Origin of the sequence: Pseudomonas sp. A-RE-22 (genome assembly GCF_019956035.1) — a bacterium.
Lineage (GTDB): Bacteria > Pseudomonadota > Gammaproteobacteria > Pseudomonadales > Pseudomonadaceae > Aquipseudomonas > Aquipseudomonas brassicacearum.
In genome coordinates this window covers 35,773-61,185 of record NZ_JAHBCZ010000012.1, presented here as the reverse complement: position 1 = coordinate 61,185, position 25,413 = coordinate 35,773, and the positions used below count along the sequence as shown (strand labels likewise).

Here is a 25,413-nt window from a genome sequence, read left to right as displayed (position 1 = left end):
CGCGCACAGCCCCATGGATGGACGACTCGGATGAGCACGCTCCAGGGTTTGCCTCTGTCAGGTGAACCTTGCGCCAATACTGCGTTCACTTATTGAGTTGCCGTTTCAAGTGGTCCTGTGGGAGCGAGCTTGCTCGCGATGGCGGAGTGTCAGTCTCTATCTCTGTAACTGATCCACCGCTATCGCGAGCAAGCTCGCTCCCAAAGGGATCAGTCTGAATCCGGCGGCTGCCCTCCAGTGCCGACAAGGACTTCGCATGCATCCAACCTCGTCCACATTCCCCTTGAACACCGCCGTCGAACGCGAGCTCAGTCCACGTGCGGTCAGTACGGGAATCGTCCTCGGTATCCTGTTGACACCTTCCAATGTCTATGCCGGGTTGAAGATCGGTTGGTCGTTCAATATGTCGATCATTGCCTTGCTGGTTGGTTATGGCATCTGGCAAGGCTTGGCGAGTCGATCGGTGGGGCGACTGCCCTGGACGCTGCACGAAAGCAACATCAACCAGACCGTGGCCTCTGCCGCTGCGTCGATCATTTCCGGTGGGCTGGTCGCGCCCATACCGGCCTATACTTTGTTGACCGGCCAGCAGTTGGACGCCATTCCCATGGTGGCCTGGGTTTTTTCGGTGAGCTTCCTGGGGATTTGGATTGCCTGGTACCTGCGCCCCTCACTGCTCAATGACAAGGCGCTGAAGTTTCCCGAGGGCATGGCGACCCTGGAAACCCTGCTGCATATCTACAACCACGGCCACGAAGCCGCGACGCGCTTGAAGGTGCTGCTCAGCGCCGCGTTGCTGTCCGGGCTGGTCAAGGCGGTCGACACCTTCATATGGGCCATCCCGCGCTGGTTCCCGAGCGCCCAACTGGAGCGCCTGACGTTTACCGCAGACCCTTCGCTGTTGTTAGTGGGGTTCGGCGGGATCATCGGTATTCGCGTGGGCCTGACCCTGCTGCTCGGTGCCTTGCTGGCGTGGGGCGGATTGGCGCCGTGGCTGCTGGCGCAAGGCTTGGTGCGATTGCCGCACGGCAGCAGCGGTCCGCAGTTCGCTGCGTTGGTGGAGTGGTTGCTCTGGCCGGGGGTGAGCCTGATGGTCTGCTCGACCCTGGCCTCGTTGGCGATTCGCTTGTGGGCATTGCATCGGTCCACCAGGGCGGGCGGCGGGGCGATCTGGACGATACCCAAGCCTGGGCCTGCCGTCGGTTTCGTACTGTCGATCATCCTGGTGGTGAGCCTGCAAGTGCTGTTGTTCGGCATCAATCCGTGGATGGCCTTGTTGACCATTCCCTTGGCGATCTGCCTGGCGGCGGTGGCCGCCCGAGTGGTCGGCGCCACGGGCATTCCGCCGATCGGGGCCATCGGCCAATTGTCTCAGTTGAGTTTCGGCATCGTCGCGCCAGGGCAGGTGCCGATCAACCTGATGAGCGCCAACACCGCCGGTGGTTCGGCCGGGCAGTGCACCGATTTGATGAACGACTTCAAGGTAGGCCGGGCGATTGGCGCCACGCCGCGCAAGCAGTTGATTGCCCAGACCCTGGGGATTTTCGTCGGTAGCATCGTCGGGGTGTTGGCTTACCTGGCCCTGATCCCGGACCCGCAAACCATGCTGCTCACCGAAGAGTGGCCGGCCCCGGCAGTGGCTACCTGGAAGGCCGTGGCGCAAACCCTGACCCTGGGCCTGGATTCATTGTCAGCGAGCATCCGCTGGGCGATTTTCATCGGCGGCCTGGTCGGCTTGTTGTTGGGGATCCTCGACAGCCTGCTGCCGGCGCATCGGGCCCGCTACCTGCCAAGCACGGCGGCCTTGGGCCTGGCCTTTGTCTTGCCGGCCTCGGTGTCGCTGATGATGGCCCTTGGTGCGGTGCTGACGTGGCTGGTGAGCTGTCGCTGGCCGAGCCTTACGGAACGCTTTGCCATTACTGCTGCGGCGGGGTTGATTGCCGGGGAGAGCATTACCGGGGTTGGGGCGTCGTTGTGGCAGATGCTTGGGGATGGGTGAGATGAGTAACTATCGACGGTTGGTCTCGTCAATGCGATGGGCGCGCTTCATAGTGGTGTGTATATCCGTTTCTGCGGTAACGGCCACTTAGGGTTCCGCCCTGACGGCGGGTCACTTTCGAAAAGCCCGGAAGCCGGCCCAGTCGAAAGTGACCCGCTGTAAGAGCGGAGCCCTAAGCCGCCGTTACGCAAAAAACGGATATACACACCAAAGCAACTAAACACCGTGCTTTCTAAAAAAACAAAAAAACGGCACTTTCCATTTCTGAAAAGAAGCGCCGTTTTTCCTAAGTGAACAGCATTACAGTCGTGCCGGGACGTTCAACCCCCTCATGCAGTACGACCACCGAGCACTTCCGCCACCCAGTCGGCAATGTACTGGCCGGCATTGATACTGTTATCGAAACTCGAATGCTGCACGCCGCCCTCACGTTCGGTGAAGACTTTCAGCTCGCGCTTTGGACTGTTGACCAACTGCTCGAAGGTGCGGTGTGCCCACTTCAGCGGAATCTGCGAATCCTTTTCACCGTGGGTGACCAGGAATGGCACCTTGATGCGATCCAGGATGCCGTCCAGATGAACATTCTCGGCGATGGCCATGAACTCATCGGTGTCTTTGGCGCCCCATACCCAGGCCACATGCGACCAGTAATGCGGCACCGGAAAACTGCCTTCCTTTTCCAGGCGACGCTTCTGTACATCACGCCAGTCATGGTTGGCACCCCACACCACGCCGCAAGCGAAGCGCGGCTCAAAGGCGACAGCGCGCGGGCAGTAATAGCCGCCCAGTGACACACCTTCCAGGCCAATGCGTTTGGCGTCGACATCGTCGCGGGTTTCCAGCCAGTCGACCACGCGGCTGGCCCAATGCTCACTGTCGAAACGCGCCGTCAGGTGATGCAGGCGCAGTGCTTCGCCTGTTCCCGGCTGGTCGATGATCAACGACGACACGCCCCGTTTGGCCAGCCAGGCGGGCAGGCCGACGCGGTATTTCATTTCTTTGGTGGAGTCCAGTCCATTGACCTGTACCAGAATCGGCGCTGGGCCGTTGACGCCTTCGGCACGGACCAGCAGGCCGGAAATGTGTTTGCCTTCGTAAGGGATTTCAACGCGCTCGCAGTTTTCTCGTGCCAGTTCGATACCGCGTTGGAAGGTGTGCAGAAAGCGTTGGTACAGCTCCGTGCGGCCAGGAGCACCATGGGCCTGCAGGCGTTCGCAGCTCAGGTAGTAGGTCGCGGCGCGGTTGTATTTTTCACCGGCAGACAACATTCGACCCTTGCCTTCGTCTTCTTCAGCCAGGCCGCACAGCTTGTCGGCCATGTTCGCCCAGGTCTCACGGAAGGCCTTGCTACCGGCGGCGTCCGGTTGCTTGGCGGCCTCTTGCAGCGGCGCGCACATCTCTTCGATTTCGCCGATGCGGGCGCCCATTTCAATGGCCAGGTCGACGGAAAGATTCCACACGTAGTTGGTCGGGAAGTAGCGGAACATGATTGTTATTGTCCTTGTGCAAGCAACGGCAGGCGGCCAGGTCCGGCGCGGAAATGGCCAGGCCTGGCGGTTCGAAGCAGGCTAAGGGGAGGCCAATGGTTTGGCCAATCGCGAGTCGGGATGGGAGGTATTGCGAACGCTGATAGAGCGCACGGTCGCCATGGCGTAGGGGTTTTCTTCTGACCGTTCAAGCCGCAAATCCGGGTACCTATCATCGTACTTTGCGATTGCTCATAACGCAGGATGCGATTGGTGTCGTCGAGGTACGACTCATTAGAGTTGCTGCTACACCGCGCTATTGGTCGGAGTCCCGGGCGCGCACAACAACAAGAATAAGGTATCGGCAGATGAGTGAGTCCAAACCCGGCACAGCGATCAGCCTGGTCACCAAGGGCAGGCTGTTTTTCCACGACCGTGCGAGGAGTTGGACATGCCCGTACTGAGCCGTGTGTTTGGCAACCTATCGGTGGGGGCCAAGCTGTCGCTGGGTTTCGGCCTGGTGCTGCTGGTGACGTTGGCGGTGGCGGTCACTGCTTTTCGTTCCCTGAGTGTGCTGCAGCAGCGCGGTGAACAATCGCGTCAGGCGTCATCGATCCAGGCACTGATCCTGCGTGCGCGTATCGCCGAGAAGGCATTCGCCCTGGATCTTGCTCCGCAACGCCAGGACCAGGTCCGCGAGACGATCGGTACACTTAACCGGCAACTCGATGCTGAGCCCACCAATAGCGCAGTAGGCACGGCCGCTAGCACGTATCTGGAGCAGTTCCTCGGTTATGCCGATTCGTTGCGTCGAGCCCGGGAAGCGCGCCTGCGCATGCAGGCGCTGGCGCAGACGGCTGGCGACAGTTTTACCCTGCTGTTTCTCGATCAACTGGATGCGCTCAACACCCGGTTGGGGCAGGGGACACCGCCGGACAGCGATCAGATGGTGCGACTTGAGCAGACGGCTGCGTTGCGGGACAAGCTCGCCAAACTGCGTGACAGCGAGCTGTACTACTCGCTCGATGGCGAGGAGCGCTACCGCAGCGACTGGGAAATGAGCATGAGTGACCTGCTGGCCGCCATGCAGGCGCTCGATCTCGGTGAGCAGCAAGGCGAGTCGCTGCAGGAGGCAAACGCGGCCTTGGGCGACTACCGCAAGGCCTTCGTCGAGTTCGTCGACAGCCGTCGGCAAAGTGCGCAAAGCAGTGCGGCGATGAACGCGCAGACCGAGCAGGTAAGTCAGCTGCTGACCCAGGCCGATGAACAGCAAAGGCAGGCGGTGCTGGACGATAATCGTGATGCTGATCGCCAATTGGGTTTGATCACCGTCCTGGCGCTGGCCTTGGGCATTGGCGCCAGCCTGCTGATCCGTCAGTTGATTGTGCAGCCGTTGCGCCAGGCTGTGCAGTTGGTCCAGCGCGTGGCGGCGGGGGACTTGAGTGATCCGCCGTCAGACAGTGGTCGTCGTGATGAGTTGGGCCAACTGTTGGGAGCCGTGGGCAGCATGCTGGGCAGTCTGCATGGCTTGGTCGGGCGCATCGACCGTGGTGTCGGCTCGCTCAACGGTATGGCCGGCAGTCTGGCCGAAGTGACCCAGAGCAACAGCCGTGGTGTTGAGCGCCAACGCCAGGAAACCGAACTGGCCGCCACCGCCATGCAACAGATGGCCGCCACGGCGCAGGAGGTCGCCCGCAACGCGGGTGAGGCCAGCGCAGCGGTGGCGCATGCCGACCAACAAGCGCGTGAGGGCGACGAGCTGGTGCGCCAGGCGGGTGGCAAGATCGACCACCTGGCTGTGGAAATGAGTGGTTGTGCCGAGGCCATGCGGTCCTTGCTGGTGGAGAGCGCGGCGATTGGTGGTGTGCTCGATGTCATCAAGGCGGTGGCCGAGCAGACCAACCTGCTGGCGCTCAACGCCGCCATCGAGGCCGCGCGGGCCGGTGAGCACGGTCGTGGCTTCGCTGTGGTCGCCGATGAGGTGCGTGGCCTGGCACGACGCACACAGCGTTCGACCACGGAAATCGAAGGGCTGATCGTTCGTCTGAGCAGTGTTGCCCAACAAGCCGCCGAGCGCTTGCAAGGCAGCCATGTGCTGAGCGATGAAACGGTGGTGCTTGCCGCACAAGCCTCCCAGGCACTGGCGCGGATTACCCGGGCGGTGTCTCGCATCGAGCAGATGAACCAGCAGATTGCCGCGGCCGCCGAGCAGCAGAGTGTGGTGGCCGAGCAAGTCAGCCAGAGCATGACGCGGGTGCGCGAAGTGGCCGAGGGCAGTGCCAGGGAAAGCCTGCAACTGCAAGTCTCGACGGCCGACTTGCAACAGGTTGGCGGCGAGCTCAAGGCGGCTGTCGGGCACTTTCGTACCTGACCTCGCCTGCGAGTAATGGTCGCTACTACTGCTCCAGCTCGTTGATGATCTGACTGATTTTCGCCCGCAGCCAACGGTGCATCGGATCCCCCTCCATGGTCCGGTGCCAGAGCATGAACTCACGCATCACCGGGATTTTCACCGGTGGTTGCAGGATGCGCAGCGGCAGGTAGTTGGCGTAGAGCCTGGCCATGCGCTGGAGCATGGTAGCGACGCGTTGGGTGCCGACGATCAACTGCGGCAAGGTGTTGAAGTCGTGGGTCACCACTTCCATGCGACGGGTGAAACCGTACTGGCTCATCAGCCATTCTTCGACGCTTAACTGCCGGTTGCGGCCAAAAATCACCGAGACATGACCCATCTCGATGTACTGATCGAGGCTGATGCTGTCGCCCACTTGGGTGTTGCCGTCCCACACCACGCATACATGCTCTTCTTCGAACAGCAACTGCGATGGGTGGCCTTCGAGGAGGTAGCGCTCAGGCACGATCATCATGTCGGCCTCGCCGCGCATCAGCATTTCGGTGGACGTGTCGCCGGGGCCCAGCAGTTCGAAGGTGATATGCGGGGCCTCCAGGGAGATCTTCTGGATCACCCGGGCAAACAGGACGCTGATCAGATAGTCCGAAGTGATCAGGCGAAAATGGCGCTTGCTGGTGGCGGGGTCGAACACCGGTTTGGCGGTGATCGAGGACTGGATTGTCAGCAGGACCTGGCGCACGGGCGCTGCCAATTCACGGGCATAGGGCGTGGGCTGCATCTTGCGCCCGACCTGCGCCAGCAGTTCATCTTCGAAGTAGAGCCGCAGCCTGCCCAGTACGCCGCTGGTGGCGGATTGGGTCATGTGCAGGCGTTCGGCGGCGCGGGTGATGTTCTGCTCTTCCAGTAACACATCCAGCGCCACCAGGAGGTTGAGATCCAAGTGGTTAAAACGCATGGCGGTCTCGATTCTTGTATTTATTTTGTAAATACCTTCCGGCCTTCCTATCGCGGCGTCAAGTCCCGCGAGTGGGTGAATCAAACGATGACTGTTCGATTTTTCAGGCCATTTGCGCTGTGCAGCCAGGTATCGCGTTTGCCGATAGGTCGCATCCCGACAAGCGATTAGTCAGTGAGTTTGTCCCCCTTCAGTATCAGCCCACAGTCGGTTGGCGTGACGCTTGATCGACTCCAAGACCAGCCTCGGCAGCGCTTCGCCTGGCACGGCTCCCGTAAGCGGGGTGCTGGCCTGCGCTGAATAATTACAATGGAGTGGTAACTCAATGAACATCATTGGCCTTGATGCCTTGATTTTTGGCGTCGACGACATTCAAGCCTGTACCCATTGCCTGCGTGACTACGGCCTGCTGCCTGTCGATGTCGACAGCGAGGGCGGTCGTTTTGAAGCCCTCGACGGCACTGCCGTGATCATCCGTCGTGCGGACGATGCCAGTCTGCCGGCGGCCATCGGGCCTGCGCCTTCGATTCGTGAAACCGTTTACGGCGTGGCCAGCGCGGCTGATCTTGAGGCCATCGCCGATGAGCTGGGGCGTGATCGCCTGGTGACCCGCGGTGCCGATGGTTCCGTGCACGGTGTGGACGACATGGGCTTTGCCATTGGTTTCCAGATCAGTGTGCGGCGTGCGTACAGCGCGCCGGCGGACCTGACCAATGCACCGGGCCATGCCCCCCAGCGCCCGGTCAACCAGCCGGGCATCAACCCCGATATGCAGGCCCTGCCGCGCACCCTGTCCCACGTGGTGTATTTCGTGCCGGATGCGGCTAAGGCCGAGGCCTTTTACAAACGCCTGGGCTTCGTGACCACCGACACCTTTGTTGGCGCGGGTCCGTTCATGCGTCCCGCCGGTTCCGATGACCATCACTGTTTGTTCATGATCCAGACGCCGCCGCATATGAAGGGGTGCGAGCACTTTACCTTTCACATGGGCAGCGGTACGGAAGTGCTGTTGGCCGGGCGTCGCTTCGAGCAGCAAGGCTGGACCAGCTTCTGGGGGCCGGGCCGTCACCTCTTCGGTTCCAACTGGTTCTGGTACTTCAACAGCCCGCTGGGCTGCCACATCGAATACGACGCCGACATGGACAAGCACGATGACGCCTGGCAGGCGCGCCAGGCGCCGTTGTCGGCGGATAACTCGCAATTGTTCCTGTTCACTTCCCGGGAAAAATGGTTCCCGAGCGGCCCACCGCCCAAGCAGGCCTGAGTGCGTATTTCGTCCATGAGCCACGACGCGATTGTTCTCAGTCGATTGGATGAATTGGTCGAAGGGCAGGCCCGCGGGTTCGATCCTCTGGGTACAGGCAAGGACAGCGTGTTTGCCCTGCGCCATGACGGCGAGGTGCGCGTCTATCGCAACAGTTGCCCACACTTGGCGGTGCGCCTGGAGTATCGCAAGGACCGTTTTCTCAGCGTCGATGGCCGCCAGATTGTCTGTTACGCCCATGGTGCGCGGTTCCTTCCTGACACGGGTCTGTGCGTGTACGGCCCGTGCCTGGGGGAAAGCCTGAGTGCGCTGCAATGGCATGCAGAAGCCGATTGGCTGGTGCTCGAAGCGGGTCAGTTGGAGGCGTGTGAACCTTAGTTAACGTATCGCGGTTGCTGATACATCGTATCCCTACATGCGATTAGTCAAACGCCTGCTTTGCCGAGAAAGTGAACACAACGCGGTAGCGAATGCGTGCAGAAACAGCCGGCCGTGAAGCCTGGGAACGATCCGGCAGAACGCTTGCGTGAATAACAAGAATAAGAGTGAGACGAGCATGAACGCAGTGAAAAAGGTGCTTATCGTCGGTGGTGGTATCGGTGGCCTGTGTGCCGCAATCGCTTTGCGTCGCAAAGGCATCGTCGTCGACCTTGTCGAGCTCAAGACGCAGTGGACCGTCTACGGCGTTGGCATCATCCAGCAGAGTAACGTCGTGCGTGAGATGGCCAAGTTGGGTGTGCTGGAGGGCTACCTGGGCGCGGCCTACGCGTTCGAGGATCTGACCATCAATACCACGGCCGGTGAGCAGCTGGCGCGAATCCCCGGTCAGCGCCTGGCTGGACCCGAGTATCCGGCCAACGTTGGCATCTCGCGCCTGGCCCTGCATCAAGTCCTCAGCGAAACCACCATTGCCTTGGGCGCTTCGATTCGCCTGGGCTTGAGCGTCGAGACGCTGGAGCAGGTGGGCGAGGGCGTTGATGTGCTGTTCACCGATGGCAGTCGGGGTCGTTACGACCTGGTCGTGGGCGCCGATGGCCTGTACTCGAAAATGCGCGGCTTGCTGTTCGGCGACCAGTACCCGCCGCGCTTCACCGGCCAAGCGGTGTGGCGCTACAACTTCCCGCGTGCCGCCGGGATCGATCATCTGGCCACGTTCCAGGGACCCGCCGGTAATGCCGGGCTGGTGCCGCTGGGTCAGGACCAGATGTACCTGTTCATGACCTCCCACGAACCCGCCAATCCAAGGATGGAGCCTGCCACGCTGGCGACCCGGATGCGCCAGCGCCTGAGCGGCTTCACCGGGCTGATCGGCGAACTGCGCGAGCAAATAATCGACAGCGAACAGGTGGTCTACAAGCCGCTGGAGGTGGTGTTCGTCAGTGAGCCCTGGTACCGCGGCCGTGTCGTGTTGATCGGCGACGCGGTACACGCCACGACACCGCACCTGGGCCAGGGCGCCGGCATGGCCATTGAAGATGCCGTCGTGCTTGGCGAAGAGCTGGTCGCCGGCGGCAGCGTCGAACAGCAGCTCGAGCGCTTTATGGCGCGCCGTTATGAACGCTGCAAATTCATCAGCGAAAGCTCGGTGCTGGCCGGTGACAAGGAAATGGCCCACGACAGCAGCTTCGACCGGATCGGCCTGGTCAGGCGGATGCTTGAGCTCACGGCAGAGCCTATCTGAGACGCCGACAAAACCAAATTCGCTTCCCATGGATGTTTCATGCCTGTGCAGGCTTGGCCCGGTTGGACTGCGGGCGCGGTTTCACCAGAAGAGCTGACATACAACAACAATAAAGAGGGTTACTTCGATGGCTACTCGCAAGATCGCTGCGTCGCGGCGCGTCCCCTTCACCCTGACCCTTGCGGCCAGCCTCGGGCTTGGCGCCTCGGCAGCCCAGGCGTTTCAGATCGACACCGGCAATCCCGATCTCAGCTTGCGCTGGGACAACACGCTGAAGTACAGCGCGGCCTGGCGCCTGAAGGAGCCCAGCAGCAAGCTCAGCGAAGGGCAGACGGCGTTGAACCAGAACGACGGTGATCACAACTTCGGGAAGGGGTTGATCTCCAATCGCCTGGATATTCTTTCCGAGCTGGACATCGGCTTTCACAACTTCGGCGCTCGTCTGAGCGGTGCCGCCTGGTACGACACCGTCTACCAGGACCGCAACGATAACAACGACGCGGCCAGTGCCAACCAACGTTCGGTGGGTTTCAACGAGTTCACCAGTGATACCCGTCAACTGCACGGCGGTGACGGTGAACTGCTGGATGCCTTCGTCTACTGGAACGGTGAGCTGGCCGACCGTACCTTGTCGGTTCGCGCCGGGCGCCACGGCCTGATCTGGGGCGAGAGCCTGTTCTTCGGCGGCAACGGCATTGCCGGGGCCATGGCGCCGGTGGACGTGGTCAAGGCGCAATCGGTGCCCAATACCCAGTTCAAGGAAATCACCCGGCCGGTCAATCAACTCTCGACCGCCTACCAACTGACCGACGATGTGTCATTGGGCGCCTTCTACCAGCTGGAGTGGGAGGCCACCCGCCTGCCGGGCGCCGGCAGCTATTTCTCCACCAGCGATACCATCGGTGAAGGCAATGAACGGCTGATCACCGGCGGGCCGTTCCCGGATTTCCTTGGCGGGAATGCCAACAGCCCGGCAGCGTTTTTCCATGGCAAGGACAAGAAAGCCAGGAGCTCCGGCCAAGGCGGCCTGCAGCTCAAGTACAACACCGGGACGACGGATTACGGTCTGTACGCGCTCCAATATCACGAGAAAACCCCAACGCTGTACTTGAAGCCGAATGCCACCGGGCCGAACTTCAGTACCGGGCAAGTCGGCGAATATTCCTGGGTTTACCCGGAAGACATCCGCGTCCTGGGCGCCAGTTTCGCGACTTCCGTGGACGAGTACAGCTTTGCCGGTGAGGCATCCATGCGCTGGAACATGCCGCTGGTGTCCAACGCCCAGACCGTCCTGGCGGGTGTCGACGCGGACAACAACGATGACGCCTTGTACGCCGTTGGCCGGACGGCCCACGTCAACCTCAACGTCCTGGCGTCGCTGGGCCCTTCCTTCGTCGCCAATGAGGCCAGCCTGGTCGGGGAGATCGCTTGGAACCGCCTGCTGGCCGTGACCAGGAACCGCGCCGCCCTCGACCCTAACGCCACCGATGACGGCCTGGGCCTGAAGCTGGTGTACACGCCCACCTATCGCCAGTTTTTCCCGGGCGTCGATATCAGCGTGCCGCTGGGCATCAGCTACTTCCCCATGGGCAAGTCGGCGGTGATCAGCGGGTTTGGCCCCGATAGAGGAGGGGACATGAACATCGGCGTCTCCGCCACCTACCTGGACCAAGTGACGGTGGGGCTGACCTACACCCACTTCTACGGCCCCGAGGACACCAGCCTCAACGCCGCCAACCAATTCAATTACAAGCAGTCGTTGAAGGACCGGGACTACCTGGCTTTCTCCGTCAAGACCACGTTCTAAGAGGATTTGCGCATGACCATTCAGTTCACTCTAAAGGCCTTGTGCTTGACCCTGCTGGCCGCCGTCGCACCGATGACCCTGGCTGCCAGCGCCGAACAAGCGGCCGCGCTGGGCAAGACCCTGACGCCCTTCGGTGCCGAGAAAGCCGGCAATGCCGATGGCAGTATTCCGGCTTGGGATGGCGGCTACACCAAGGTCGATCCTGCCTATGTGCCGGGCGGCAAGCGCAGCGATCCGTTTGCCGCGGACAAACCCTTGTACAGCATTACTGCGCAGAACCTGGCCAAGTACGCCGACAAGCTCAGCGACGGCACGAAGGAGTTATTCAAGCGCTTCCCCGACACCTATCGCATCGATGTCTATCCGACCCGGCGCACGGCGGCCGCGCCACAGTGGGTCTATGACAACACATTCAAGAATGCCACCCGCGCCAAACTGGTCGACAGCAGCGCCGGCCTGATCCCCGACGGTGCCTACGGCGGGATCCCGTTTCCGATTCCACAGAACGGCACCGAAGCGATCTGGAACCATTTGCTGAACTGGCGCGGGACCTCGGTGGCGGGGCATTTCCGCCACTATCTGATGACTGCCGACGGCAACCAGGTGATGACCAGCGACGGCCTGTTGACCCAGGAAATGCCCTACTACTTCCAGGAGGGCGGCCCTGAAAATTACTCGGGCGACTACTGGCTGGTGCACTTCGTCAATCTTGGCCCGGCGATTCGTGCCGGCGAGCAGATCCTTGGGCGTGAAAACATCAACGGCGACAAATCCCAGGCTCATGTCTACCTGAGCGGCCAGCGCCGGGTGCGCACGCTGCCCAACGCTTGCTGTGATACGCCGACGCCTTCCACCGCCGGGGTCATGTCCTTCGATGAGCTGAGCGTGTGGGGCGGGCGCACGGACCGCTTCGACTGGAAGCTGGTTGGCAAGCAGGAGATCTATGTCCCCTACAACGCCAACAAGGTGCAGAACGCTGCCCAGCCGCAGGACCTTCTGGGCAAGCACCATCTGAACCCCGATTACGTGCGCTGGGAGTTGCACCGCGTCTGGGTGGTCGAGTCGACGGTGGCCGCCGGCAAGCGCCATCAGTTGCCCAAGGGCCGTTACTACCTCGACGAGGACACTTGGCAAGCCCTGCTCGGCGATCGTTGGGACGCCAGCGGTCAACTGGCCAAGACCCTCTGGTCGCTGCCTTCCGTGCTGCCCGACCTGCCAGGCCTGGTGCAACTGTCTTCCGGTTTCTACGACCTGACCTCTGGTGCGTGGTTTATCCAGAACCTCTATGCGGGGTTGCCGGATCAGTATCGCGCGGTTGATCGCTACAAGGCCTCGGAGTTCTCGCCGGCGGCGATGGCTGGGCGCGGCGTGCGTTAGACCTGAGCCGAGAGTGAGGGGCAGGCCTGTCGGGCTGCCCTTGGGATACGAGTGTTTGTCCGAGGTAGGTTATGAACAGAATCAGTCAGGCGAGCGCGTTGCTCCTGGCCCTGCATTTGCCCTTCGCCACGAGTGAGTGCCTGGCCGGCACGGCTGTCGTGGACGTGCCGCTGAATACCCCTGCCATGCAGGTATCGGCTGCGCAGAACGGCGTGTTGATTGGCCTGGCGCGTGCCGGTACACGTCTCGTTGCGGTGGGCGAGCGCGGCCTGGTGCTACTCTCCGACGACAACGGGCAAAGCTGGCGCCAGGCTTCGGTGCCGGTGTCGGTCAGCCTGACGGCGGTGCAGTTTGTCGATGCGCAACAGGGCTGGGCGGTCGGCCACGCAGGCGTGGTGCTGACGACGCATGATGGCGGCGAGCACTGGACGCTGCAGCTCGACGGCGTGCGCGTGGCACGGCTCGAACTGGATACCGCCAAGGCTGAGCAGGCCACGGCAGCCAACCCGGACGACGCCCTGGCACGGGTACAAAATGCCGAGCGTCTTGTTGCCGATGGGGCGGACAAACCCTTCCTGGCGCTCCAGTTCATCGATGCACATCGAGGGGTGGTTGTTGGGGCCTACGGCTTGGCGCTGCAGACCACCGATGGCGGTGCGACCTGGCAGTCATTGATGGGGCGCATCGCCAACCCGAACGGCTTGCACTTGTACGCCATCAGTGTTCAGGGACCGCGTTGGTTCCTGGCGGGCGAGCAGGGCTACCTGGCGCGCTCGGACGACGACGCGATGTCGTTCAGCCAGTTGGATAGCCCTTACGAAGGCAGTTTCTTCGCCCTGCAGAATCGTGCCGATGGCGCGCTGGTGGTTGCCGGCCTCAAGGGCAATGCCTTTGTCTCCCAGGACGCTGGTGCAAGTTTCCAGCGCCTGTCAGTTCCCGTACCCATCTCCTTCAACGACGCCACCCGTTTGGCCGACGGCCAACTGCTGCTGGTCAACCAGGGCGGCATGCTGTTTCGCAACAGCGAGCAGACCGGAGCGGCGCTGCTGCCACTGGGCAAACCCTTGGGCAAGCCTGTTTCAAGTGTGATCGAGGCCGCCGATGGCAGCCTGATCGTTGCCGGTTTCACCGGGCTGCAGCGTCTCGCGCAGCCAGCCACTGCCGCTTCGGAGTGAGGTTATGACGTCCCCTGGTAAGTTTTTCCAGTCCCCTACGAATGCGTTCGACGACTTTGATCCGCGTTCCGGCTCGGTGCTCGAACGAGCATTGTTCAACCATCGTCTGTGGGTGTTGCTGCTGTGCCTTGCGACCACGCTGGTGCTGGGTTGGCAGTCCAGCCGTGTCGAGCTCAATGCCAGTTTCGAAAAAATGATTCCCACCCATCATCCCTATATTGCCAACTACCTTGAGCACCAACAGGAGTTGAGCGGGCTGGGTAATGCCTTGCGCGTCGCCGTGGTGAACAAGCGGGGCGAGATCTATGACGCTGACTACCTCAAGACCTTGCAGGCATTGAGCGACAAGATCTACCTGCTGCCCGGTGTCGATCGCGCCTACATGAAGTCGCTCTGGACGCCCGCCACACGCTGGGTCGCGGTGACCGAAGCGGGCCTGGAGGGTGGGCCGGTTATTCCGGATAACTACGATGGCGGCGTTGCGAGCCTTGCGGCATTGCGGCGCAATGTGCAGCTGTCCAACGAAATCGGTCAGTTGGTAGCGTTTGACCAGGCTTCGAGCATCATCCAGGTACCGCTGCTGCAGCGAACCCCCGATGGCCGACCGTTGGACTACACCCAGCTATCGCAACAACTGGAGTCGTTGCGCAACCAATATCAGAGCGACAACATCGACATCCGTATCACCGGTTTCGCCAAGAAAGTCGGTGACCTGATTGCTGGCCTGCGGCAGATCCTGATCTTCTTCGCCGTGGCGATCCTGATCACCACCGTGGTGCTTTATTGGTACACCCGCTGCATTCGCAGCACCCTGTTGGTGGTGTTCTGCTCATTGGTGGCGGTGGTCTGGCAGCTCGGTCTGCTGCCGCTGCTGAACTATCAACTGGATCCCTACTCGGTGCTGGTACCGTTCCTGGTGTTTGCCATTGGCATGAGCCATGGGGCGCAGAAGATGAACGGCATCATGCAGGACATCGGGCGGGGCATGCACCGGGTCGTCGCCGCACGCTTTACCTTCCGCCGCCTGTTCCTTGCCGGTCTTACCGCACTGCTGTGTGATGCGGTCGGTTTCGCGGTGCTGATGATCATCAAGATCCAGGTGATCCAGGACCTGGCGATGATCGCCAGCATTGGTGTGGCGGTGTTGATCTTCACCAACTTGATCCTGCTGCCGATATTGCTTTCCTATCTTGGGGTCAGCGGCCGCGCGGCGCAACTGAGCCTGAAAAGCGAGCACGCCGAACAAGCGGGCCAGCATCGCCACGGGTTCTGGCGCTTCCTCGACCTGTTCACCCAGCGCCGGTGGGCGGCGTTGTGCATTGCCCTGAGCCTGGCGTTGGCGACGCTCGGTTTCATCGTCAGCCTGCAATTGAAAGTCGGTGACCTGGATGCGGGCGCGCCGGAGCTGCGGGCCGACTCTCGCTACAACCAGGATGATGCATTCCTGACCCGGCATTACGGCGCCAGCAGCGACCTGTTCGCGGTCATGATCAAGACCCCCGCCAGCGCCTGTTCGCGTTATGACATCCTGAACAAGGTCGATGCCCTCGACTGGCAGTTGCGCACCTTGCCAGGAGTGGATTCGACCAATTCCCTGGCGTTGCTTAACCGCCGCATGCTGGTGGGCCTCAGCGAAGGCAGCCCGAAATGGTATGAGCTGCAGAACAACCAGGCGATGCTCAACATGGTCACCGCCGGAGCACCGCGCGGGTTGTACAACGAAGACTGCAGCCTGCTGACGCTGTACGTCTACCTCTCCGACCACAAGGCGCAAACCCTGACCCGCTTGGTGGATCACGTCGAACAATTCGCCGCCACGAACAACACCGATGAAGTCCAGTTCCTACTGGCCGCTGGCAATGCCGGGATCGAGGCGGCGACCAACATCGTCGTCAAACAGGCCAACCGCGAAATGCTGTTCTGGGTCTATGGCGCCGTAATCCTGCTCTGCCTGATCACCTTCCGTTCCTGGCGCGCCACGATTTGCGCGGTGATTCCGCTGATGCTCACCTCGATCCTCTGTGAAGCGCTGATGGTCTGGCTGAATATCGGCGTCAAGGTCGCGACCCTGCCGGTGATCGCCCTCGGCGTGGGCATCGGCGTCGACTACGCGCTGTATGTGATGAGCATCCTGCTCGGCCATATGCGTCAGGGCACCAGCTTGTCGGAGGCGTATTACCGGGCGCTGCTGTCCACCGGCAAGGTGGTGATGCTGACCGGTGTGACCCTGGCGATCGGCGTGGCCACCTGGATGTTTTCGCCGATCAAGTTCCAGGCCGACATGGGCGTGCTGCTGGCCTTCATGTTCGTCTGGAACATGGTCGGTGCTCTGGTCCTGTTGCCGGCCCTGGCGCACTTCCTGTTGCCGAGCAAACGTGTCAGCACGGGGCAGGCCGAAGCCAGACCCAACCCCCCGACGAGCCTGCCGCTGATGCCGGCCGTAGCCGAGGAGGGGACCTGCGTGAAGCATTCGCTGCGCCTGACTTCGAAGCACGATCAAACGACAACAACGGCCGCTAATCCGGTCGCGTCATAACAACAAGAAAGGAAGTAACCATGCCTCGTGTCTATTTGTCCCAGCAGTCCCTATGGCTTGATTTCATAGCCGGCCTGAGCGCCTTCGGCATGGCGTTCTGCGCGACTCAACCACTGGAGGTGCGCGATGAACATTGAACGCCAGGCGCGGCTGCCGCAATCCTTGTTGCTGTTGCTTGGCAGTTGCCTGCCGGTGCTCGGTGCGGTTCTGCTGGCCCCCATCCTGCCGCGCATGCAGGAGCACTTCGCCGAAACGCCGGGTGTGGCGGTGCTGGTGCCCATCGCCCTGACGCTGCCGGCGTTGATGATTGCGCTGTTGGCACCCGTGGCCGGGATCATCGCCGATCGGCTCGGGCGCAAGCCGTTGCTGATCGGTGCGATGTTTCTCTATACCGTCTGTGGCGTGCTGCCGCTATGGCTGGAGTCGCTAGAGGTCATTGTGATCAGCCGCGCCGGCATCGGGGTGGCCGAGGCGGCGATCATGACCTGCTGCACCACGATGATGGGTGACTACTACAGCGGCGCGCGGCGTGAACGCATGTTTGCCCTGCAAATGGTCGCGACGTCGTTGTCGGCGGCGATTTTCATTGCCGTCGGTGGCGTGCTCGGCGAGCACGGCTGGCGCACCCCGTTTGCCCTGTATGGGTTGGGGCTGGTGTTCCTGCCGCTGATGGCCTGGTTGCTCTGGGAACCGCGTGGGCATGCGGCCATCGAGAAGAAACCGATGAGCAGGGCATTTCCCTGGCGCACCTTGGCACCGTTGTATGGCTTGTCTTTCCTGGCGGGCTTGAGCCTGTTCATCGTGCCGGTACAAGTCGGTTATCTGCTCAACCTGTTGCACGTCGTAGGGTCTCAGCAGATCGGCATGACCATGGGCGCCAGTCAATTCGGCGTGCTGGTCGGCGCCCTGAGTTTCCGTCTGTTGCGTGGTGTCCCTGCACACCGGCAGATGCTCCTGGCTTTCGTCGCGGCCGGGATTGGTGGCGGGCTGCTGGCGGTAGCCGACAGTCACGGGCTGGTGGTGATCGCCGTCCTGATCAACGGCCTGGGCATCGGCCTGATGATGCCGACCCTGCTCACCTGGATCATGAGCCAGGTCGACTTCCAGCAGCGCGGCCGCGCGGCCGGCGGCTTCACGGCGATGTTCTTCGCCGGTGAGTTCGCCAGCCCGCTGGTGGTGCTGGCGATCACCGGCGGGGTAATCGGCGCCTTGCCAGCCGCATTGGGCATCGTCGCGGGCGTTCAACTGGTGGTAGCCCTGGCCTGTCTTCGGTTGCGGGGCAGCGGGGCTGCTTTTCCCACTGCGGTTGCTGCAGACCCTGAGCACTGACCTGCCCATTCGACGTTTCATCAAAATAAGAACAACGAGGAGAACATCATGAGTTATTTGCTCAACACCTGGTACATCGCTGGATGGGCAGACGAGCTGGCGCAAGGTGGCATGCTGGGCAGAACCATCGTCGAGCAACCCATCGTGTTCTTTCGCAATAGCCAGGGTGTGATCCAGGCGCTCGCCGATCGTTGCCCGCACCGTTTTGCCCCGCTGCACATGGGCAAGATTGTCGGCGACAGCGTCCAGTGCCCGTACCACGGTCTGCGTTTCGATGGCAGCGGCCAATGCACGCACAATCCCCATGGCGATGGGGGTATCCCCAAGGCTGCCTGTGTTCGTGCGTTCGCGGTCGCCGAGCGCCATGGCGCGATCTGGGTCTGGCCTGGCGATTCGAGCCTGGCCAACGATGCGCTGATTCCTGATTTTTCCTTCCTCGACCAGGCGCCAACCCACGCCAAGGGGCATGGGTATCTGCCTACGCGCGCGCACTACGAACTGCTGTCCGACAACATCATGGACCTGAGTCACGTTGATTTCCTGCACCCCGATACGCTCGGTGGCGGGGCGTTGTCACGCACCCGCGCCACCATCGAGGAGTTGCCCAACGATCGCGTACGCATCAGTTGGTGGGCGCCGGACGATGTGCCGCCACCGGCTTTCAGCGCTCACCTTGAAGACCCGACCCGGGCAGACGTCTGGGCTGAAGTCATCTGGCACGCACCTGGCCTGATGCTGCTCGGCAGTGGCGCCACGCCTCCAGGGCGTCCCAGGGAAGAGGGGCCCGTGACATGGAACCTGCATCTGATGACGCCGCAGGACGCGACCAACACCCATTACTTCTTTGCCAACACGCGCAGTTTCGAGCAGGACAATGCGCAGTTGAATGCCTTCGTCCAGGACATGTTGATCGGTATTTTTGCCGGTGAAGACAAACCCATGGTCGAGGCCCAGCAGCGCCAGATTGGCGAGGTCGACCTGCTGGGTCTTAACCCTGTGTTGCTGCCAGTCGATGCCGGGGCCGTGCGCTGTCGACGGGTGCTACGTCGATTGATTGAAGCCGAGCGCGCGACGACGCACGCCAGCCCGTCGTCAAGCTTTGAAAAAGAGGAATCGCGATGAGCTTTCTCCGCAACGTCTGGTACGCAGCCGCCTGGGGCACCGAGGTCAAGGCCGGGGAGCTGTTCCAACGGACCCTGCTCAATGAGCCCGTGGTGTTTTTTCGCGACACCCAAGGTAACGCCCAAGCCATTGCCGATCGCTGCCCCCACCGTTTCGCGCCCCTGGGCATGGGAATCCTCAAAGGCGATGCGGTGCGTTGTCCGTACCACGGCCTGGAATTCGATGGCAGTGGCGCCTGTGTGCATAACCCCCACGGAGATGGTGCAATTCCCAAGGCGGCAAAGGTCAAGGCCTACCCGCTGGTTGAACGCTACAGCCTGCTGTGGATCTGGATGGGTGATCCACACTTGGCCGATGCGACGCTGATTCCGGATTTCAATTGCATGGATGAAGACCATTGGTATGTCGGCAAACGCTACCTGCACGCGAGAGCCAACTATGTGCTGGAAACCGACAACATCATGGACCTGAGTCATATCGAGTTCCTGCATCCGTCTACGTTGGGTGGCGATGGCGTCAAGGGTGCATTGACTAGCGTGCAAGAGGAGGGCAACACCGTTTGGTCCAACCGCCAGACGGTTGCGGAAATCATGCCAGAGTTCCTCTACACCGCCTGGAACATTCCCCAGGGTACGCCGGTGGACCGTTGGATCGATGTGCGTTGGGATGCGCCTGCGAACATGTTGCTGTTTTCCGGTGCAGTGGCGACCGGTCTCCCCAGGGATAAGGGCGTTTCCACACCGATTCCGCACCTCTTCACCCCGGAGACCGAGACCACGACTCACTATTGGTTCTCAGTCTGTTTTCCCAAGGCAATGGGCGAATTCGCCGAGCGATTCGCTGACGAACAAGCGGCCGCGATCAACCGGCCCTTTACCGATGAAGACTTGCCAATGCTCGAGGCTCAGCAACGCATGATGGGCGATGCTTCGTTCTGGGACTTGAAACCGGTCCTGCTGATCGGTGATGCAGGCGCCATCCGCGCGCGGCGTGTACTCGATCGGATGATTGCTGCCGAGCAGCCTGCGGGTGCCAAGTGATGATTGAAGTCATCGTCACCCGCAAGCGTCGCGAAGCCGAAGGCATCTACAGTTTCGAACTGGCCCCGGTCGACGATTCCATGTTGCCTGCCTTCAGCGCCGGCTCGCATATCGACGTGTATCTGCCCAATGGCCTGGTGCGCCAGTACTCGCTGTGCAATCACCCGGAAGAACGCCACCGCTACCTGCTGGGGGTGTTGCTCGACCCAGCGTCTCGCGGCGGTTCACAGGTCATGCACGAGCAGGTGCATGAAGGTAGTCGCCTGCGCATCAGCGAGCCACGCAACCTGTTCCCGCTTGAGCATGGCGCGGGGCACAGCGTGCTGTTCGCGGGCGGTATCGGCATCACGCCGATCCTCTGCATGGCCGAGCGCCTGGCGCGGATCGGCGCGCCTTTCGAGCTGCACTACTGCGGTCGCTCGGCCGGGCGCATGGCCTTTATCGAGTACATCCGCCATTCGGCGTTTGCCAATTGCGTGCACGTTCATGTGGACGATGGTGAGGATGCCCAGCGTCTGGACAGCGTTCGGGTCTTGTCCGCGCCGGCGAGTGACCGTCACCTGTATGTCTGTGGCCCTAACGGTTTCATGGAGCACGTGCTTGGCACGGCGCGCGCGCAGGGCTGGGCCGAGGCGCAATTGCACCGTGAGTACTTCAGCGCTGCCGCTGCTCCGATGGGTGAGGCGGACGGCTTCGAGGTGCAACTGGCCAGCACCGGACAGTGTTTCCAGGTGCCGGCCGCGCTCAGCGTTGCCCAGGTGCTGCAGGAGGCGGGTATCGATATTCCGTTGTCCTGCGAGCAGGGCATCTGTGGCACCTGCCTCACGCGCGTGCTGGAAGGTGAGCCGGACCATCGCGACATGTTCTTGACCGATGCCGAGCGAGCCCGCAACGACCAGTTCACGCCGTGTTGCTCGCGTGCCAGGAGCGCGCGGCTGGTGCTCGATCTTTAAGGTTTTTCCATGAATCCATTTTTATCTGCTGCTGTGCTTCGCCAATTGATTGAGGAGTCGAACATGCAACAACTTCCTGGTTTCAAACGCGTGGTCACCGGGCACGATGCCCAGGGCCAGGCGGTGGTCGCGCTCAGCGGCCCGACGCCCAACAGCTTCGCGCTCAAGGCCGTACCCGGCACGGTCTTCCATGAGATCTGGAGCAGTGGCGCCAGCCCGGCCGTGCTGGATAACGGCGACGACCCCACCCGCAAGCCGCTTCAATTGAGTCCGGCACCCCTGGGCAGTGTCATCCGCGTGGTGGATATCCCGCCTGACAGCATGCAGAACCAAATCAGCGCCGAGGAGGCCGCGGCGGCCTTCGCCGAAATTGGCCAGGCCCATGCCGGCACGGGGCAGGCGGATTCAAAGCACAAGCTGATGCACCGCACCGAAACCCTCGATTACGGCGTGGTCACCGAGGGTGAAGTCTGGCTGGTGCTCGATGGCGAGGAGGTGCATCTCAAACGCGGTGACATCGTCGTGCAGCGCGGCACCAACCACGCCTGGAGCAATCGCACCGAGCAGATGGCCCGCATGCTCTTCGTGCTGCTCGATGGCCGCTTCGCCCCCGAGCTGCAAGGAGAACCGGCATGAAGCTCAGTACTCTCAAGAATCACAGCCGTGACGGTTGCCTGCTGGTGGTGTCTCGCGACCTGGCCTGGGCGGTGGATGCCAGCGATATTGCCGCGACGCTGCAGGATGCCATTGAGCAATGGCCGAGCGTCGTAACCGATTTGCGCGCGCGGTATGAAGCCTTGAATGAAGGCACGCTGACCGGTGCCTTCGCCTTTGATCCGCAGCAAGCCGCCGCCCCCTTGCCGCGTGCCTGGCAGTGGCTGGACGCCTCGTCTTTCCTCAGTCATGGCGAGCGGATGCAGAAGGCGTTTGCGCTTGATCCGATCGAAGGCGTTGAACACACCCCGCTGATGTACCAGGGTTGCGGCGATGATTTCCTGGGCCCCCACGACGACATCGTTCTACCGAGTGAGGCCCACGGCATCGACTTTGAAGGCGAGTACGCGGTGTTGGTCGATGACGTGCCCATGGGCTGCTCGGCAGAACAGGCCGCCAGTCATATTCGACTCATTCTGCAAGTCAACGATATCAGCCTGCGTGCGCTCGCCCCCCGTGAAATGAAGACTGGCTTCGGTTTTATCCAAGCCAAGTCCTCATCCAGCTTTGCCCCGGTGGCGGTCACCCCCGACGAGTTGGGCGAGGCCTGGCGCGATGGGCGTGTGCACTTGCCGCTGAAGGTTGAATGGAATGGCAAGTGGTTTGGCCATGCCCATGGCGGCGCCATGCATTTCGGTTTTCATCAGTTGATTGCCCATGCGGCGCTGACCCGGCGCCTCAGGGCGGGCTGCCTGATCGGCTCCGGCACCGTCTCCAATGCCGACCCCACGGTTGGCGCTGCCTGCATCGCCGAACGTCGTGCCGTCGAGATGATCGAGCGAGGCGCGCCACAGACACCTTTCATGCGCTTCGGTGATCGCGTGCACATGGAAGTCTTCGACCAGCAAGGGCAATCGGTGTTCGGGGCGATAGACCAGTGTGTCGTGTGTGGAGGCCTCCCATGCGCGTGATGATTACCGGGGCCAATGGTTTTGTAGGCCGGGCGCTGGTGAAACGATTGCTCGAAACCAATGAGTTACTAGGCCGGACGATCAGTACGTTGATCCTGCTGGATAAAGAGCTGGTGGGCTTTGCAGACGATAAGCGCCTGCGCCGGCATTGCGGCAGTGTGACCGACGCCGCGTTATTGCGCCGCGCGTTGGCCGATGGCGTTGATGTGGTTTTTCACTTGGTCAGCGTCCCGGGTGGCGCGGCCGAGCAGCACTATTCGCTGGGCTATCAGGTCAACCTGTTGGCAAGCCTGGAATTGCTTGACCAGTTGCGCGAACAGCCGGGCCGGCCGGTGCTGGTGTATGCCAGCAGCGTGGCGGTGTACGGCGGCGACCTGCCGGCCCGCATGGATGAGCGTGCGGTGCCGAGCCCGCAGTTGAGTTACGGCGCGCACAAGGTGATGGTGGAAATGGCGCTCAACGACCTTGCCCGACGAGGCGAGGTGGACGGTCGTGCCGTGCGCCTGCCCGGCATTGTCGCGCGTCCACGTGAACCCAATGGACTGCGCTCGGCGTTCATGAGCGACCTGCTGCACGCCTTCGCGCAAGGCCAGCCATATTGCTGCCCGGTCTCACCGCTGGCGCAGGCATGGTGGATGTCCGTGCGGTGTTGCGTGGATAACCTGCTACGGGCCGCCGAACTGCCGGCTGCCGAGCTCGGTGAGTCACGCGTTTGGCAACTGCCGCTGTTGCACCTGTCCATTGCCCAGGTCATCGATGCCTTGGCCGCGGCCTATGGCCAGGAACGCCGCGCATTGATCAGCTTCGCACCGGATGCCGGGCTGCAAGCGTTGTTCGGCAATTTTCCGGCGATGAAAACCCCTCTGGCCCGCGCCCTTGGCTTTCGCCATGACGGCTCGGCAGCCGCCTTGATACGTAACAGTTTGAACACGGCTACCCCGACGCGTCGTGCGCGTGGGCGGGTGGCGCTTGGAGTGAGCGAAAATGCAATCAACTAGACGCCGCCTCGTGGACCTGTCCGTCACCCTGGACAACAACCCTTACACCGATCCACCGCCGTTGCTGCCGAAAATCGACTACATGGACCATCAGCAAGGCTGGCCGGAGATGGCCGCGATGTTTCCCGGCCTGTCCAAGGCGCAACTGCCCGGCGACGAGTCCTGGGCGGCCGAGCGCCTGCAGATCACGACGCACAGTGGTACGCACATGGACGCCCCTTGGCACTACGCCTCGACCACGGACGGTGGCAAGCCGGCTTTCGGCATCGACGAACTGCCGCTGGACTGGTGCCTGCAGCCGGGTGTGAAGCTGGACTTTCGTCATTTGCCGGATGGCCATGTGGTCAGCGCCGCCGAGGTGCGGGCTGAGCTGGCGCGCATCGAACACGTCCTCCAGCCGTTGGACATTGTCCTGGTCAACACCCGCGCCGGGGCGCTGTTTGGCCAGCCTGGGTATCTGGATGCCGGGGTTGGCATCGGCCGCGAGGCCACGTTGTATCTGCTCGAGCGCGGCGTGCGGGTGGTCGGCACCGATGCCTGGAGCTGGGATGCGCCGTTCAAGTACACGCGCGAACGTTTCGCGGCCACGGGCGATGCTTCGATCATCTGGGAAGGGCACAAGGCCGGACGTGACATCGGCTACGGCCAGATGGAGAAACTGGCCAACCTGGAATGCCTGCCGGCCCATGGTTTCCAGGTGTCCTGTTTCCCCTACAAGATCAGGCACGCTTCGGCTGGTTTCGTCCGTGCCGTAGCGATTTTCGAGGAATGAGCGTGACTGCGGACGCTGCTTTGACGATTGTCGATCCTCGATGGACATTGTTTGTGCGGGTCGCGGCAGCTGGAAGTCTCAGTAAAGCGGCTGTTTTACTGGATATGCCGCAGTCCATGGTCAGTCGAAACATTGCTCAGCTCGAATCGCAATGTGGCGAGCGGCTGTTTCATCGTACTGGCCGTGGAGTGCTCCTGACTGAGTTTGGGGAGCAGTTGCTGCCTTGCGTATCGAGTCTTATCGCGGACGCCGAAGGCCTGGCCGATGACATTCGTACCCGGCGTGGAAAGCCGGTGGGGGAGGTGGTCGTAGGGATGCTGCCTTCGGCGGTCCGGCGGTTTGCCGGTACGCTTTTCGCGGCGGTACAAGCACAGATGCCGGGTGTGAGATTGCACCTGATCGAGGGCGCGAGTGCGCAACTCGAAGAGCAGTTGCAGGATGGTCGTCTGGATATGGCGCTGGTTCTGCGCGAGAACGAAGCCAGCATCGGCGAGGCGTATCTACTGGCCAGGCTGGCGCTGCATTTGATAGGGCCAGCCAGTGATCCGCTCCTTGCCGAGCGAGACATTGCGTTAAAGCGGCTATCGGGATTGCCACTGGTAGTCCCGGGGCGTCCCCATCTGTTAAGGGCCAGGCTCGATCATCTGGCCGCCGAACAGTGTGTGGAGTTGTGTGTTGCCGTGGAAGCCGACTCCGTCCAGCTCCAGTACGAAGTCGTCGCGGCTGGCGGAGGTTATGCGATTGCCTCTGTGCTGCCGGGCTCGCTGGATCAACGACTGATTTCATCGCGCATTATCGAGCCCGTGCTGGAGCGCTTTGTCGTGCTGGTCGAGTCGCCCCGTCGCCCCTTGACCCGTGCTTCCCGGGAAGTGCGACGGCTGATTTGCAATCTGTCCATGCCATCGATTTGAGCGATAGCTGCTTTCGATCCCAAGCAGTATCCGGTGGGGTGCGCGCCTCG

20 protein-coding genes and 1 pseudogene are annotated in these 25,413 nt (G+C 61.9%); 19 read left to right on the top strand and 2 right to left on the bottom strand.

The window, feature by feature from the left end:
* Positions 1-256: 256 nt before the first annotated feature.
* Positions 257-1,999, top strand: coding sequence for an OPT family oligopeptide transporter (locus KGA89_RS08510; protein ID WP_223471265.1), 1,743 nt, complete (start codon positions 257-259; stop codon positions 1,997-1,999).
* A 329-nt stretch (positions 2,000-2,328) separates the two neighbouring features.
* On the opposite strand, the gene KGA89_RS08505 is transcribed toward KGA89_RS08510, so the two are convergent.
* Complete coding sequence (locus KGA89_RS08505) at positions 2,329-3,486, bottom strand: alpha/beta hydrolase family protein (RefSeq protein WP_223471263.1); 1,158 nt, start codon at positions 3,484-3,486, stop codon at positions 2,329-2,331.
* A 430-nt stretch (positions 3,487-3,916) separates the two neighbouring features.
* Between KGA89_RS08505 and KGA89_RS30740 the strand changes: the two are divergent.
* Positions 3,917-4,978 (top strand): annotated as a pseudogene (locus KGA89_RS30740) (HAMP domain-containing protein); the annotation flags it as partial.
* Positions 4,973-5,836 (top strand): methyl-accepting chemotaxis protein, encoded by an 864-nt coding sequence (locus KGA89_RS30735; RefSeq protein WP_411740636.1) that lies wholly within the window; start codon positions 4,973-4,975, stop codon positions 5,834-5,836. The pseudogene KGA89_RS30740 and the gene KGA89_RS30735, both read left to right, overlap by 6 nt.
* A 25-nt stretch (positions 5,837-5,861) precedes the next feature.
* Here the strand turns inward: KGA89_RS30735 and KGA89_RS08495 are convergent, their stop codons facing one another.
* The gene (locus tag KGA89_RS08495) at positions 5,862-6,773 is read right to left on the bottom strand and encodes a LysR family transcriptional regulator (protein ID WP_223471259.1); all 912 of its coding nucleotides are present in this window, start codon (positions 6,771-6,773) and stop codon (positions 5,862-5,864) included.
* 325 nt (positions 6,774-7,098) lie between these two features.
* On the opposite strand from KGA89_RS08495, the gene KGA89_RS08490 reads away from it, so the two are divergent.
* The 16 genes from KGA89_RS08490 to KGA89_RS08415 all read left to right on the top strand — a co-directional run bounded on the left by KGA89_RS08490 (position 7,099) and on the right by KGA89_RS08415 (position 25,363).
* The gene (locus tag KGA89_RS08490; RefSeq protein WP_223471257.1) at positions 7,099-8,037 is read left to right on the top strand and encodes a VOC family protein; all 939 of its coding nucleotides are present in this window, start codon (positions 7,099-7,101) and stop codon (positions 8,035-8,037) included.
* 15 nt (positions 8,038-8,052) lie between these two features.
* The gene (locus KGA89_RS08485) at positions 8,053-8,415 is read left to right on the top strand and encodes a Rieske (2Fe-2S) protein (protein WP_027912453.1); all 363 of its coding nucleotides are present in this window, start codon (positions 8,053-8,055) and stop codon (positions 8,413-8,415) included.
* A gap of 178 nt (positions 8,416-8,593) precedes the next feature.
* Positions 8,594-9,718, top strand: coding sequence for an FAD-dependent oxidoreductase (locus KGA89_RS08480; RefSeq protein ID WP_223471255.1), 1,125 nt, complete (start codon positions 8,594-8,596; stop codon positions 9,716-9,718).
* A gap of 127 nt (positions 9,719-9,845) precedes the next feature.
* Positions 9,846-11,525 (top strand): DUF1302 domain-containing protein, encoded by a 1,680-nt coding sequence (locus tag KGA89_RS08475; RefSeq protein WP_223471253.1) that lies wholly within the window; start codon positions 9,846-9,848, stop codon positions 11,523-11,525.
* 12 nt (positions 11,526-11,537) lie between these two features.
* On the top strand, positions 11,538-12,902 hold the full coding sequence (locus tag KGA89_RS08470) for a DUF1329 domain-containing protein (protein WP_223471251.1): 1,365 nt from the start codon (positions 11,538-11,540) through the stop codon (positions 12,900-12,902).
* Positions 12,903-12,973: 71 nt separating this feature from the next.
* Positions 12,974-14,077, top strand: coding sequence for a WD40/YVTN/BNR-like repeat-containing protein (locus tag KGA89_RS08465; RefSeq protein WP_223471250.1), 1,104 nt, complete (start codon positions 12,974-12,976; stop codon positions 14,075-14,077).
* 4 nt (positions 14,078-14,081) lie between these two features.
* Entirely contained in the window at positions 14,082-16,613 is a 2,532-nt protein-coding gene (locus KGA89_RS08460; protein WP_223471248.1) for an efflux RND transporter permease subunit, read from the top strand.
* A 126-nt stretch (positions 16,614-16,739) separates the two neighbouring features.
* A complete protein-coding gene (locus KGA89_RS08455) occupies positions 16,740-17,942 on the top strand; it encodes an MFS transporter (RefSeq protein WP_223471246.1) in 1,203 nt (400 codons plus the stop codon).
* Positions 17,943-17,990: 48 nt separating this feature from the next.
* Positions 17,991-19,064 (top strand): aromatic ring-hydroxylating dioxygenase subunit alpha, encoded by a 1,074-nt coding sequence (locus tag KGA89_RS08450; protein WP_028236599.1) that lies wholly within the window; start codon positions 17,991-17,993, stop codon positions 19,062-19,064.
* A complete protein-coding gene (locus tag KGA89_RS08445) occupies positions 19,061-20,104 on the top strand; it encodes an aromatic ring-hydroxylating dioxygenase subunit alpha (protein ID WP_223471244.1) in 1,044 nt (347 codons plus the stop codon). The genes KGA89_RS08450 and KGA89_RS08445 overlap by 4 nt, the downstream gene beginning before the upstream one ends.
* Positions 20,104-21,057 carry a PDR/VanB family oxidoreductase gene (locus KGA89_RS08440; RefSeq protein ID WP_003200378.1) on the top strand — a complete coding sequence of 318 codons (954 nt, stop codon included), beginning with the start codon at positions 20,104-20,106 and terminating at the stop codon, positions 21,055-21,057. The genes KGA89_RS08445 and KGA89_RS08440 overlap by 1 nt, the downstream gene beginning before the upstream one ends.
* 63 nt (positions 21,058-21,120) lie before the next feature.
* On the top strand, positions 21,121-21,693 hold the full coding sequence (locus tag KGA89_RS08435) for a cupin domain-containing protein (protein ID WP_003200380.1): 573 nt from the start codon (positions 21,121-21,123) through the stop codon (positions 21,691-21,693).
* Entirely contained in the window at positions 21,690-22,682 is a 993-nt protein-coding gene (locus KGA89_RS08430; protein ID WP_003200383.1) for a fumarylacetoacetate hydrolase family protein, read from the top strand. Before KGA89_RS08435 ends, KGA89_RS08430 begins: the two co-directional genes overlap by 4 nt.
* The gene (locus KGA89_RS08425) at positions 22,673-23,680 is read left to right on the top strand and encodes an NAD-dependent epimerase/dehydratase family protein (RefSeq protein WP_223471243.1); all 1,008 of its coding nucleotides are present in this window, start codon (positions 22,673-22,675) and stop codon (positions 23,678-23,680) included. The genes KGA89_RS08430 and KGA89_RS08425 overlap by 10 nt, the downstream gene beginning before the upstream one ends.
* On the top strand, positions 23,667-24,452 hold the full coding sequence (locus KGA89_RS08420; RefSeq protein WP_223471241.1) for a cyclase family protein: 786 nt from the start codon (positions 23,667-23,669) through the stop codon (positions 24,450-24,452). Before KGA89_RS08425 ends, KGA89_RS08420 begins: the two co-directional genes overlap by 14 nt.
* Entirely contained in the window at positions 24,449-25,363 is a 915-nt protein-coding gene (locus KGA89_RS08415) for a LysR family transcriptional regulator (RefSeq protein ID WP_046062819.1), read from the top strand. The genes KGA89_RS08420 and KGA89_RS08415 overlap by 4 nt, the downstream gene beginning before the upstream one ends.
* Positions 25,364-25,413 lie beyond the last annotated feature (50 nt).

Coding starts and splice junctions, on each gene's coding strand:
- KGA89_RS08510 (WP_223471265.1), top strand. CDS start 257: ATGCATCCAACCTCGTCCACATTCCCCTTGAACACCGCCGTCGAACGC.
- KGA89_RS08505 (WP_223471263.1), bottom strand. CDS start 3,486: ATGTTCCGCTACTTCCCGACCAACTACGTGTGGAATCTTTCCGTCGAC.
- KGA89_RS30735 (WP_411740636.1), top strand. CDS start 4,973: ATGCTGGGCAGTCTGCATGGCTTGGTCGGGCGCATCGACCGTGGTGTC.
- KGA89_RS08495 (WP_223471259.1), bottom strand. CDS start 6,773: ATGCGTTTTAACCACTTGGATCTCAACCTCCTGGTGGCGCTGGATGTG.
- KGA89_RS08490 (WP_223471257.1), top strand. CDS start 7,099: ATGAACATCATTGGCCTTGATGCCTTGATTTTTGGCGTCGACGACATT.
- KGA89_RS08485 (WP_027912453.1), top strand. CDS start 8,053: ATGAGCCACGACGCGATTGTTCTCAGTCGATTGGATGAATTGGTCGAA.
- KGA89_RS08480 (WP_223471255.1), top strand. CDS start 8,594: ATGAACGCAGTGAAAAAGGTGCTTATCGTCGGTGGTGGTATCGGTGGC.
- KGA89_RS08475 (WP_223471253.1), top strand. CDS start 9,846: ATGGCTACTCGCAAGATCGCTGCGTCGCGGCGCGTCCCCTTCACCCTG.
- KGA89_RS08470 (WP_223471251.1), top strand. CDS start 11,538: ATGACCATTCAGTTCACTCTAAAGGCCTTGTGCTTGACCCTGCTGGCC.
- KGA89_RS08465 (WP_223471250.1), top strand. CDS start 12,974: ATGAACAGAATCAGTCAGGCGAGCGCGTTGCTCCTGGCCCTGCATTTG.
- KGA89_RS08460 (WP_223471248.1), top strand. CDS start 14,082: ATGACGTCCCCTGGTAAGTTTTTCCAGTCCCCTACGAATGCGTTCGAC.
- KGA89_RS08455 (WP_223471246.1), top strand. CDS start 16,740: ATGAACATTGAACGCCAGGCGCGGCTGCCGCAATCCTTGTTGCTGTTG.
- KGA89_RS08450 (WP_028236599.1), top strand. CDS start 17,991: ATGAGTTATTTGCTCAACACCTGGTACATCGCTGGATGGGCAGACGAG.
- KGA89_RS08445 (WP_223471244.1), top strand. CDS start 19,061: ATGAGCTTTCTCCGCAACGTCTGGTACGCAGCCGCCTGGGGCACCGAG.
- KGA89_RS08440 (WP_003200378.1), top strand. CDS start 20,104: ATGATTGAAGTCATCGTCACCCGCAAGCGTCGCGAAGCCGAAGGCATC.
- KGA89_RS08435 (WP_003200380.1), top strand. CDS start 21,121: ATGCAACAACTTCCTGGTTTCAAACGCGTGGTCACCGGGCACGATGCC.
- KGA89_RS08430 (WP_003200383.1), top strand. CDS start 21,690: ATGAAGCTCAGTACTCTCAAGAATCACAGCCGTGACGGTTGCCTGCTG.
- KGA89_RS08425 (WP_223471243.1), top strand. CDS start 22,673: ATGCGCGTGATGATTACCGGGGCCAATGGTTTTGTAGGCCGGGCGCTG.
- KGA89_RS08420 (WP_223471241.1), top strand. CDS start 23,667: ATGCAATCAACTAGACGCCGCCTCGTGGACCTGTCCGTCACCCTGGAC.
- KGA89_RS08415 (WP_046062819.1), top strand. CDS start 24,449: ATGAGCGTGACTGCGGACGCTGCTTTGACGATTGTCGATCCTCGATGG.